This is a genomic window from Jannaschia donghaensis, from assembly GCF_001403795.1.
In the GTDB taxonomy this organism is placed as follows: Bacteria; Pseudomonadota; Alphaproteobacteria; order Rhodobacterales; family Rhodobacteraceae; genus Jannaschia; species Jannaschia donghaensis.
Genome location: NZ_CXSU01000012.1, coordinates 112,478 through 123,287 on the forward strand (window position 1 = coordinate 112,478; position 10,810 = coordinate 123,287).

Consider the following 10,810-nt stretch of genomic DNA (forward strand, 5'->3'; position numbering starts at 1 on the left):
GCGCGTCAGCCGTAGAGGACGCTGGAATTCAGGTTCACCCACATGCCCCACATCGACGTCCCGAAGATCGACACGATCCCGATCAACTGAATCCAGCGCCGCGTGCGGAACAGCAGATTGCCAAGATCCTCGGGCTCCAACCCCGGCACCCGCCGGGCGGCGCGCAGCGTGACCCAGCCGACCAGCGCCATGGGAAGGAACAGCAGCAAGATCGCCTGTGCGAATTCGACGTCGTAAAGAAAGCCCAGAAGCGACAGCGTGGTCACCAGAAAGAAACTGGCGGCGGTGGTGATCAACCCGGTCTCTTCAGCGATGAAAATCAGGCGACGGGCCTGGATGTTGGCCAGAATATGCATGTCCTGCAATGACGTCTGGTTCCCCCGCGCGGCGCGGCGCACCATGTCGAACGGCACCCCCACGACCCAATGCGACGTCGTCGACCACAAAGCGGCCAGCGCGATCCAGAACCACAGGTTCGAGAACGACCGAAGGTCGATCGCTTCCGTCACCAGTTTCAGGAAATCGAAATCCAAGTTGCATCGTCCGGTTGTTCGCGCGTCCCGTGTCGCGCGCAGGCCGGCAAATGGCAAGATGCCCGGCTATTGAACGCGACCACCGTCCGTGCGACCGAAGGGCAACTGTCGCAAAGGTGCATCATGACGGCTTCCCCCATCGCTTCGTTTCCATCGTCCCGTCCGCGCCGGCTGCGGCGGACGCCCGCGCTGCGCAACCTTGTCCGGGAAGATCAGCTTTCGGCGAACGACCTGATCTGGCCGGTGTTCGTCTGCGATGGCGAAGGCGTTACGCAAGAAATCCCGTCGATGCCCGGCGTGATCCGGCGGTCCGTTGACCTGATCGTGGAGGCCGCGCAGGAGGCGGTCGATCTGGGCATTCCCGCGATCTGTCTGTTTCCCTATACCGACGCCGCGCTCAAGACCGACGGCTGCGAGGAAGCGTGGAACCCCGACAACCTGTCGAACCGGGCGATCCGCGCGATCAAATCCGCGGTCCCGGACATCGCGGTGATGACGGATGTCGCGCTCGACCCCTATAACGCGCAGGGCCACGACGGCATCGTGCGCAACGGCGAAATCGTGAACGACGAGTCGGTCGCCGCGCTGGTCAAGATGGCGTTGGCGCAGGCCGATGCGGGGGCGGATATTTTGGGACCGTCGGACATGATGGACAACCGCATCGGTGCGATGCGCGCCGCGCTGGAAGATGCGGGGCACATCCATACCACGATCATGTCCTATGCCGCGAAATATGCGTCGGCTTACTATGGCCCGTTCCGCGACGCCGTCGGGGCGTCAGGTGCGCTCAAAGGTGACAAGAAAACCTATCAACTCGATCCCATGAATGCCGAGGAAGGTCTGCGCTGCGTGGCGCGCGATCTGGCGGAAGGGGCTGATATGGTGATGGTGAAACCCGGAATGCCGTATCTGGACCTGTGCACCCGCGTGAAAGAACGGTTCGGCGTGCCGACGTTCGCGTATCAGGTGTCCGGCGAATACGCGATGATCCAGGCGGCCGCGACGAACGGCTGGATCGACGGCGAGAAGGTGATGATGGAAAGTCTTACGGCATTCCGCCGCGCCGGATGCGACGGCGTCCTGACGTACTTCGCCCCCGAGGCCGCAAAACGGATCAATGCAGGCTGGGAGTGACGGGCCCTGCGGCAAGGTGCCGCCGTTTTGCAACAGAGCCGTCCGGCATCTTGCAAAATGGGACGGAAAGGGGCATCTTGATTTCGCGACGTTATCCCTATCGACGACCCTGACCATACGGCTCTGTCTTTCGATCGTGCACTGACCTTGCCGACCTGCCGCATTTCGTGGGCAGTATTATGAAGGAAATCGACGATGGCTACTGGCACCGTTAAATGGTTCAACTCCACCAAAGGCTTCGGCTTTATCGCTCCCGATGGGGCGTCCAAGGATGTTTTCGTTCACATCTCCGCTGTTGAGCGCGCTGGCCTGACCGGCCTGGCCGACAACCAGAAGGTCAACTTCGACATCGAGCCCGGCCGTGACGGCCGCGAGTCGGCTGTGAACATTACACTGGCCTGATCGCCAGTCGCAAGAGTTCTGGAAGCGCGTCCGAAAGGGCGCGCTTTTTTCGTTTCAGGCGGCTTTCGTGATTGGAGAGCCCTTTCGACGACGCGGAGACTCGTTGCTAAGGAGATCGAGCCCGGCGAGTGCTGTATCGAGCCTTTCGACAAGGGTGCCGCTATCGATGCCTTCGGCAACCTCGATCAATGGCAGTCCAGCGACGTTGAACGCTGTGCGCTTGGCATGATCGCGTTGTCTGGCGTTGCCGCGCCAATGACCGTTTCCATGGTACTCAACACCGCAGACGGGTCGATGATTACGGTCGGTCAACAGCAGGTCCAGCCGCTTTTGGCGGATTGAGCCAAACCCGGCGAATGCCCGTTTTCTATCGGACGGATGTCCGACCTTGAAGATCGCCGACAGGCTGACCTCGGCATGGAGGTTGAGATCCTTGGCCGCGGCATAGGGGGCGAGTATGTCGTAGACCCGCCCCTGCTCCACACTCATCAAAGGGATGGTCGTTACATTGCACCCGGTGAGCAGCCCATGATCGTCTTGCTGTTTCTTCGAAGATGACCTCACCGCAACGGATATCAGAACCAGACCGAGGCCCAAGCCGATCGCCACGAGCAGGATCGGGTTCGCAAACAGAAGATCGAGAAGATCGGGCACGGCACATCCTCGTGGTTCCGACCTTCTTTCTCATGAGACTTGGGCGACACGCGGGCCGATCGGTGAAAATCCGACGGCGTATGGCCTGCCCTAGGCCCCCACCCCGATCGGGCAGGTCACACCCGTGCCGCCGATGCCGCAGTAGCCGTTCGGGTTCTTCGACAGATACTGCTGATGGTAATCCTCGGCCGCATAGAAGGGCGGGGCGTCGACGATCTCGGTGGTGATGGCACCGTGGCCCGCGTCGCGCAGGCGAGGGGCCATTGCCGCTTCGGAGGCGAGGGCGGCCTGTTTCTGGTCGGGCGTGTAGGTGTAGATGCCGGAGCGATATTGCGTGCCCGCGTCGTTGCCCTGTCGCATGCCCTGCGTGGGGTCGTGGCCTTCCCAGAAGACGCGCAGCAGGTCTTCGTAGGACGTCACCGTCGGGTCGTAGATCACGCGTACGATCTCGTTGTGACCTGTCCGACCCGAGCAGACCTCATCGTACGTTGGGTTCGGGGTGTACCCGCCAGCGTAGCCGACGAGCGTCATATGAACCCCCGGCAGTTGCCAGAACATCCGCTCCACCCCCCAGAAACAGCCCATGCCGAACATCGCTTCGGCCATACCGTCGGGCACGTCGCTCGATAGGGGGGTGCCGAAGACGTGGTGCTCGCCCGTCAGGGGGATCGGGGTATCGCGGCCAGGCAGGGCTTCGGACTGCGCGACCATTTCGGATTTCTTGCGTTGGAAGAACATCATGTGGGGTCTCCTTTGGTGAATATATGGGGTCGTTACTCTGCGATAGCGAGGGGGCGCGACAGCATGGTCTCGTGCCCTTCGTGGGGATGGCGCGGCACGAGCAGTGACAGGCCGAAGGACGTGCCGGCCAGAAGGGCAGCGACGACGAAGACCGTGACCGGCGACGTCAGCCAAAGCAGGCCGAGTGCCACGGGCAGGAAGACGGCCGCGATATGGTTGATGGTAAAGGCCACGGCGGCGGTCGGGGCGATGTCGCCCGGTGCCGCGATCTTCTGGAAGTATGTCTTGATGGCGAGGGCCAGTGCGAAGAACACGTTGTTCGTCACGAACAGGGCCATGGCGATGCCGACGCCCCAGTCGAACACGTAAAGCCCGGCATAAAGGATGAACACGCACGTCAATCCGCCGTATTCGATCAGCAGGGCGGTGCGTTCACCAAAGCGCCCGACGGCCCGCCCGACCAGCGAGGCGGTCGCCATGTTGATCGCCAGCGTCGCCATGTAGAGCGCGGTCACCTGATGCACGCCGAGGCCGTAGCGTTCGACCATCATGAAACCCGCGAAGACCACGAAGATCTGCCGCCGCGCCCCGGACATGAATTGCAGCACATAATAAAGCCAGTACCGGCGGCGCAGGATCATCTTCTTGATCTGGGGGTGCGGTGCCTCGAACTGCGGATACGCCAGATGCGCAAAGATCGCGGCCAGCGCCGTGAACCCGCCGGCGATCCAATAGACCAGGTCATAGCTGAGATCGAAGGCCCGCCATGTCAGCACGATCAGGCCGTAGGCCAGAAACGTCGCCCCGGACCCGATGGCCAGAAGGGTGCCGAGCATCGCGGGGGCGCGCGCCTTGGGAAGCCATTGCAGCTGTAGCGATTGATTTACCGTCTCGTAGTAGTGAAAACCGATCGAAGAGATCAGGGTGATGGCCAGGATGCCGCCGAAGCTGGGAAATTGCGCCGTCAAAGCCGTCGCCGCCCCCAGCGTGAAAAGCGAGACGACCGCCAGGACCTGTTCGCGCATCACAAGGATCACGAGGATGACGCCGATGGCAAGGAAGCCGGGAATTTCGCGTACCGTGTGCAACGTGCCGATGTCGGCCCCGTCGAAGGCCGCCATTTCGACCACGAAATTATTGAGCAGCGCTGACCACGTGGCGAACGCCACCGGCATGATGAAGGCGAACAGCATCAGCAACGCATCCGGTCGCCGCCAGCGGGGCAGGGTATGGGCGTCGGCAAGAGGGAACGTGCGCATCATCAAGGCCTAAAGCCGACGTCCCGAAGCGTCCAGACCAACACGCGGGTGGAGCCCGTTAATTCCAATGTGAAAACCCCGCCCGGGCGTTGCCGGGCGGGGTCTTGATAACGGTTTTGGTCCGTTAGACGTGATCGTCGAGGCGGTCGCCGACCAAGGACTCCGGCTTGCCGGCGAAAGCACCACCACAGGCCGCGATCAGACCCAGCAGCGACGCGAGCGACAGCAGAAGGGCAGCCGTCGAGATGGCGTCGCTCGCAGCCTGCGCCGCTTCGGTGGCTTGCGTCTGAGCGGCCTGGAGAACGTCCTGCGCTTCGGCGAGGGCTTCGTTCGTGGTTTCCTCGATCTGGACGATCACCTGCTCGGCGTCTTCCGGTGTAATGCCCAGGCGGCGTTCGATCGTCGCCTTCGCCTCGGCGCGGTCCTCTTGCGAGATGATCGCGTTCGGGCCGCCGACCAAACGGTCGAAGAAGGCCGCGATGTCTTCATCGGCGTCGCCCGGCGTGCGTAGGACATCGGTCAGCGTCTGACCGGCTTCGGTCATGACGGCTTCCTGCTCCTGCTGGCTAAAGACGTTGCGGAAGGCGGCGGTCGCTTCCTGACGGATGTTTTGCTGCGTGATGCCTTGCTGACGCAGGCGCGCCTGAAACTCCTCGGGCAGGTCCTCGATCGAGACCGAGCTGGCGAGTTCACCCGGGTTGGGCAGATCGAAGTCGTCCGGCACTACGGCATCCCCGATGTCACCGGCCATGTCGACGGTGTTGTTCAGCAGGGTCGAGGTGGCACCGAAGATGGCACCCCCGCCACTTATCGCGGCCCAGGCGAGGAAGATCGAAGCCACCGACCAGACGGCGGCACCGTGCAACGCCGATGTGACGGGACGGGGAATACCGGCCAAGCGCGCGGCGACGTATCCGCCGACGGCCAGTGCGATCAGTTGCGAGACGACCAAATAGATCGCCGATCCGGTTCCGATACCTGCCACGGGATTGGCCTCATAGCCGGGATCGATCAGCGCGGTGCCGATCCCCAGGCCGAAGGTCGTAAACAGGATCATCAGCGCGACGGCGACGACGGCTCCGGCGAAGATGGCCCCCCACGACACGCGGGCGGCCGTACCAGCGGGTGCGCCCGCCATCGGGGTGGATGCAACGCGAACGTCAGACATATGCAGGTATCCTTGAAATGAATTGCGCGAACACAAAGTGCTGTATCCCCAACGATTTGACCCGCGCATGGTTCCCACTGTCCGGGCGTTCGTCGCCGGGACCCCTCCCCGCGACGTCAGCTGGCCAGGACGTTGCGGAACTGCCAAGGGTCGCTTTCGTCGATGTCCTCGGGAAAATGCTGCCACCGATCCTGCAGCGGGGTCCAGTCGGTATAATGCGCCTCGACCGGGCCGAGATACGGCGTCTGTATTTCCAGGCATCGGGCGTGGTCCATCTCGTCGGTTTCCACGATGCCCGCGTCGGGGTTTTCCAGCGCCCAGACCATTCCTGCCAGGACTGCGGATGTGACCTGCAATCCGGTGGCGTTCTGGTCGGGGGCGAGGCGCTTTGCCTCCGCGTTCGACAGGCGCGATCCGTACCAGAGCGCGTTCTTCGCGTGGCCGAAGATCAGCACGCCCAACTCGTCGATGCCCTCGACGATTTCATCTTCGGACAGGATGTGATGCTCGGTCTGTTGAACACCGGCGCCGAACATTTCGTGCAAGGACAGGACCGCGTCGTCGGCCGGGTGATAAGCATAGTGGCAGGTGGGACGATAGGCGGGCGACGATCCTTTGCCGACGGTATAGTAGTCGGCGATGCTGATCGCCTCGTTGTGGGTGACGAGGAAGCCGAATTGCGGGCCCGGCGTCGGACACCAGGTGTGGACGCGGGTGATCGCGCCAGGCCGGTTCAACCAGATCGCGGCCTGACATCCGGTGCCGTGGCGGCGAGCGTTTTCGGGAAACCATGTCTCATGCGTGCCCCAGCCCAATTCCGCGGGCTGAAACCCTTCGGCGATGAAGCCTTCGACCGACCATGTGTTGACGAAGGTGCCGCGCGGGCGCGGGGCCAGACGGGCCTGGGTGTCGCGCTCGGCGATGTGGATCCCCATGACGCCAAGCCCCTGCATCAGCTTCGCCCAATCGTCGCGGCCGGTGGGGGCCTCGGTCGTGTCGCCCAGATCGGCAGCCAGCCGCAGCAGGCCCGCCTTGACGAACCAACTGACCATACCCGGGTTCGCACCGCAGCAGGACACGGCCGTGGTGCCGCCGGGATTGGCCGCCTTTTCGTCGCGGACTTTCTGGCGCAGGGCGTAATTTGTCCGCTCCGCGTTGTCTTTGTCGTCGAAATAGAAGCCGGCCCAAGGCTCAACCACCGTGTCGATATAGGGCACGCCCCGGGCGCGGCAGTGCTTCATCAGATCGAGGCTGGAGGTGTCGACCGACAGGTTCACGACGAAGCCGGCCCCGGGGGTCATGACCTCGTCCAGAACCTCGCGGTAATTGTCGGGCGTCAGGGCGATCTGCTTGTGCGCGATTCCGCGTTCGGCAAGGTCCGCCGTGCCCGCGTCCCCCGGTTCGATGACGATGAATTTGTCGCGGTCGTAGTCGAAGTGCCGTTCCAGCAGCGGCAAGGTTCCGCGCCCGATGGATCCGAAGCCGATCATCACGACGGCACCCTCGATACGGGCATGGATGGGGTGATTGGCCATGTCGAACCTCCGTCGGTTGAATCTCTTGCTGGTGCTTAGACTGCCGTCGGCAAACCTAACAGACCCGAGATAAGAGCGGGATCGGAGCTGTGCAGAAACGACGCCATGCCACCGACGCAGAAGAATGCGAATACGAACCCGACGGCGAAAGGTCTGGTTCTGCGGAAGATCATCATCAGAGCGGAGATCAAGAGAGCGGCGATGCCGCTCAGTAGGGCGAGAACCATCAGGGCCATCTTGCCGGCGTAGGGGCCGGCCCGCTGGATCTGACCTGTCGCAAACTCGTAGTTGTCGTTGAGATAGACGAGCGCGGTCAGGGCAAGGATGCCGAACGTGGCCCCGATCAGGATTCCAAATGGTCGCATGGTCTGTCCCCGGGGCATTGAAACGAAAAGGGCGACCCGAAGGCCGCCCCAGTCGTTACTATGACTTTACGACAAAACTTAGTTCTGAGCGTAGTATTCGATGACCAGATTCGGCTCCATGACGGCGGCGTATGGCACGTCCGTCAGGCCGGGGGTGCGCACGAAGGTCGCGGTCAGCTTGGAGTGATCGGCCTCGACGTAGTCGGGGACGTCACGTTCGGCCAATTGGGTCGCTTCCAGGACGACGGCCAGCTGCTTGGACTTCTCGCGGACGCGGATCTCGTCGCCTTCCTTGACGCGGTAGGATGCGATGTTGACCTTCTTGCCGTTCACCTCGACGTGGCCGTGGTTCACGAACTGGCGGGCAGCGAAGATGGTCGGTACGAATTTGGCGCGGTACACGACGGCGTCCAGACGACGCTCCAGCAGGCCGATCAGGTTCTCGCCTGTGTCGCCCTTGACCCGTGCGGCCTCGGCGAAGATGCGCTTGAACTGCTTCTCGGTCAGGTCGCCGTAGTAGCCCTTGAGCTTCTGCTTGGCGCGCAGCTGCAGACCGAAGTCCGACAGCTTGCCCTTGCGGCGCTGACCGTGCTGGCCGGGGCCGTATTCGCGGCGGTTGACCGGCGACTTGGCGCGGCCCCAGATGTTTTCGCCCATGCGACGATCGAGTTTGTACTTGGCAGACGTGCGTTTGGTCACGGCTGATCTCCTTCCTGAAACCCCGAGGGGCGTGAAGGGCGTTGTCCTCTGGGCGATGCACACCCTGACAGGAGTCCCCTTGCGGGGCCCACCAACACCAATGAAGCGTCCCACTAGGCGGGGCGCGGCAGGGTGTCAACAGACAGGGTCAGGGACGTAGGTAGCGGGGTGCGCCGGCGTGCATCTGGATCGCAAGCTCGGCCGCAGAAAGACATCGGCGCGCGTGGGGACCATAGGCCGTGTCATCGATATCGATGCCGGGCACCCGGTCCAGCAGATCCTCCAGATCGCCGGGGTCGATATGCGTCAGATCTGCCTCGCCGGGGTGGAAGCTTTCGCACCACATTCCGTTCGCCCGCAGCACTTCGTGCCGGGCGGTCAGGATGTGCAGATAATGCGCATCCGTCGCGCCGTGGTCCACCGTCACGCGCCGATCGTCGATCAGGTGCTGCGCGCGGACCAGAACCTCGGGCGTGTTCCACAAGGCACGCGGCGCATCGCCCGAAAGCAGAATCTGATGGCCCGGAGAGAGGGTCAGATCGCCGTGCGTCCCGAAGGTGCCAGCGCGGATGCGGACCGGGCGCAGGGCGGGCATGGCGAACATGCGCGCGCCCGAAACCCGGCGCAGACCGACCCACACGATGTCCTGCGGACCGTTGTCGCGGGTAGTCACACGGTCGCCGGGATACAGATCTTCGACCGGACGAGGGCCTTCTGGCGTGTCGATCATCGTCCCGGCCGTGAAGCACAGCGTCTTTTTCTGCGATGCAGGGTCGGCCGGGGACGACGGAGACTGCACGATGCGCAGGTCTTTGTTCGGCGGCGGAAGACCGTCGTCGAATACCAAAAGCGCTTCCGAATGTCCGACGGGAACAAGACGGGCCGCCCAGCGTGTTTGCCCGTCGCTCACGATCAGGGCCTCCGGGTCTTCGGCGGAGTCCGTAAGGGTCAGGGGGACGGCGCTGCTGCCACGGCCACGGGTCAGTTTCGCGATAGTCTTGGGCGCGTTCGCCCGCAATTCCGCCTGGCCCTTCGCCCCGTCGAGCAGGAGGGCGGCGCGTGCACCGTCCAGCCGGATGGGCGTGCCGAACCAGCGAAAGGACGCATTGACGGAATAGGGCGTGCGGGCGGACGGAAAGTCTCCATCCACCCGCGCCTGAACTGTGGAAATGACTTGTGCCCCCGCACATGTCCCCAACATGCCCACCCCAATCTTACCGACTGTTTTTATTGTCGTTTTTCCGGCCACTGCTCGACCATGAGCGAGTTCTAGCCTATGCGCGAATCATAGGTCAAACACTGATTCGCATATGATTCGTTTTTTCCGAGATCGTGCCGATCGGGTCGGCGATTCCCGCCTATCGGAAGACCAGTGCCTCGGTATCGAAACCGTTGAAATCCAGCACTTCCAGTGCCGCGCGAAGGCGATCGACCGGTAAGCGCGGCGTTCTGTTCAGAATTTGACCACCTGCGCCGTCGGGCACAACCAGAACGGCAGTTCGGTAAGTCGTGTCTGTCCAAAGGACCCAGACGGAATGCGTTTCGGATCCTTCGGCCAAGGTCAGGCGACCCAGTGGGGAAACGGCGGCATCAAGGATCGACACCGGGCCATCCGGGCAACGCGCCGTCCGGCGCAGGGAATTCACGCCAGCCTCGAAGTGCAGCCGTGCGCCAGCGCATCCCCGGGTGCCGGGAAAACGCGCAACTTCGTACCAGTCGCCGGCAAAGCGTGTCGCGTCGAAATCGGCCTTGGAGGCGATCTGAACATTCTGGTCGCGGAACGTCGCGCGGGCGCCGGTTTCAACCGACGTCGGCTGACAGGCAACCAAGGCCACGACCAGGGCCGACAAGATCGCCATGCCCCTCATCTCGGCATCGGGATTTCGACCATCGGCGACCCGGCAAGAATGGCACGGGCGTTCGGGGCCATCAGGCGCGTCAGCGCGGGTTCGTGGCTGTGCAATCCGCCGGTGTAGGTGCCATAGGCGGGCAGGATCATCCGGCTGGCGTCGCGCAGGAAACAACGTCGCGACACCGCCCGCCCGCGCATCCGCAAACAGGCCTTTGGGTGGTAGTGTCCTGAGATTTCGGGGCCTGTTCCCCCTTGGGCGATGTGCCGGAAAGTGACATTGGCACAGGCGACGGCATCTGCCGCCTCTCCGCCGAGTCCGGTGGGAGCGGGGTCGTGATTGCCGGTCACCCAGGTCCAATCCCGTCCCGCGATCAGCTGTCTTATCCAGTCCAGATGCGCCGGGTGCAGGCGGGCCGCCGCCTCCATGTCGTCGAAGGTATCGCCAAGCGAGATGACGGCGCGGGGCCG

The 10,810-nt window shown here is 63.2% G+C and carries 13 protein-coding genes; 2 read left to right on the forward strand and 11 right to left on the reverse strand.

All coding sequences use genetic code 11. The features are described from left to right. Positions 1 to 5: 5 nt before the first annotated feature. Positions 6 to 533 carry a component of SufBCD complex gene (locus tag JDO7802_RS09695; protein ID WP_187298122.1) on the reverse strand — a complete coding sequence of 176 codons (528 nt, stop codon included), beginning with the start codon at positions 531 to 533 and terminating at the stop codon, positions 6 to 8. Positions 534 to 656: 123 nt separating this feature from the next. Between JDO7802_RS09695 and hemB the strand changes: the two genes are divergently transcribed. Continuing rightward, complete coding sequence (gene hemB, locus JDO7802_RS09700) at positions 657 to 1,667, forward strand: porphobilinogen synthase (RefSeq protein WP_055085063.1); 1,011 nt, start codon at positions 657 to 659, stop codon at positions 1,665 to 1,667. A 195-nt stretch (positions 1,668 to 1,862) separates the two neighbouring features. Beyond that, the gene (locus JDO7802_RS09705) at positions 1,863 to 2,069 is read left to right on the forward strand and encodes a cold-shock protein (RefSeq protein WP_055085065.1); all 207 of its coding nucleotides are present in this window, start codon (positions 1,863 to 1,865) and stop codon (positions 2,067 to 2,069) included. Between the two features lie 54 nt (positions 2,070 to 2,123). Here JDO7802_RS09705 and JDO7802_RS09710 read toward each other — a convergent pair whose 3' ends face one another. The 10 genes from JDO7802_RS09710 to JDO7802_RS18265 form a co-directional block, all read right to left on the reverse strand. Further along, a complete protein-coding gene (locus tag JDO7802_RS09710) occupies positions 2,124 to 2,723 on the reverse strand; it encodes a DUF2726 domain-containing protein (RefSeq protein WP_055085067.1) in 600 nt (199 codons plus the stop codon). Positions 2,724 to 2,813: 90 nt separating this feature from the next. Further along, positions 2,814 to 3,464, reverse strand: a complete 651-nt coding sequence (gene msrA / locus JDO7802_RS09715; protein WP_055085069.1) for a peptide-methionine (S)-S-oxide reductase MsrA — start codon at positions 3,462 to 3,464, stop codon at positions 2,814 to 2,816. A gap of 32 nt (positions 3,465 to 3,496) precedes the next feature. Further along, positions 3,497 to 4,726, reverse strand: a complete 1,230-nt coding sequence (locus JDO7802_RS09720) for an MFS transporter (RefSeq protein WP_438501641.1) — start codon at positions 4,724 to 4,726, stop codon at positions 3,497 to 3,499. Positions 4,727 to 4,847: 121 nt separating this feature from the next. Next, a complete protein-coding gene (locus JDO7802_RS09725; RefSeq protein ID WP_245624163.1) occupies positions 4,848 to 5,891 on the reverse strand; it encodes a hypothetical protein in 1,044 nt (347 codons plus the stop codon). A 116-nt stretch (positions 5,892 to 6,007) separates the two neighbouring features. Further along, on the reverse strand, positions 6,008 to 7,426 hold the full coding sequence (locus tag JDO7802_RS09730; protein WP_055085071.1) for a homospermidine synthase: 1,419 nt from the start codon (positions 7,424 to 7,426) through the stop codon (positions 6,008 to 6,010). A 35-nt stretch (positions 7,427 to 7,461) separates the two neighbouring features. Further along, positions 7,462 to 7,791, reverse strand: coding sequence for a hypothetical protein (locus tag JDO7802_RS09735; protein ID WP_055085072.1), 330 nt, complete (start codon positions 7,789 to 7,791; stop codon positions 7,462 to 7,464). Between the two features lie 78 nt (positions 7,792 to 7,869). Next, positions 7,870 to 8,490, reverse strand: a complete 621-nt coding sequence (gene rpsD, locus JDO7802_RS09740) for a 30S ribosomal protein S4 (protein ID WP_055085074.1) — start codon at positions 8,488 to 8,490, stop codon at positions 7,870 to 7,872. 148 nt (positions 8,491 to 8,638) lie between these two features. After that, positions 8,639 to 9,640, reverse strand: a complete 1,002-nt coding sequence (locus tag JDO7802_RS09745; protein WP_055085077.1) for a Hint domain-containing protein — start codon at positions 9,638 to 9,640, stop codon at positions 8,639 to 8,641. A 208-nt stretch (positions 9,641 to 9,848) separates the two neighbouring features. Continuing rightward, on the reverse strand, positions 9,849 to 10,349 hold the full coding sequence (locus JDO7802_RS18260) for a lipocalin/fatty acid-binding family protein (protein ID WP_055085079.1): 501 nt from the start codon (positions 10,347 to 10,349) through the stop codon (positions 9,849 to 9,851). Between the two features lie 5 nt (positions 10,350 to 10,354). After that, positions 10,355 to 10,810, reverse strand: a 456-nt coding sequence (locus tag JDO7802_RS18265) for a metallophosphoesterase family protein (protein WP_055085081.1), incomplete at its 5' end; no start/stop codon positions are given.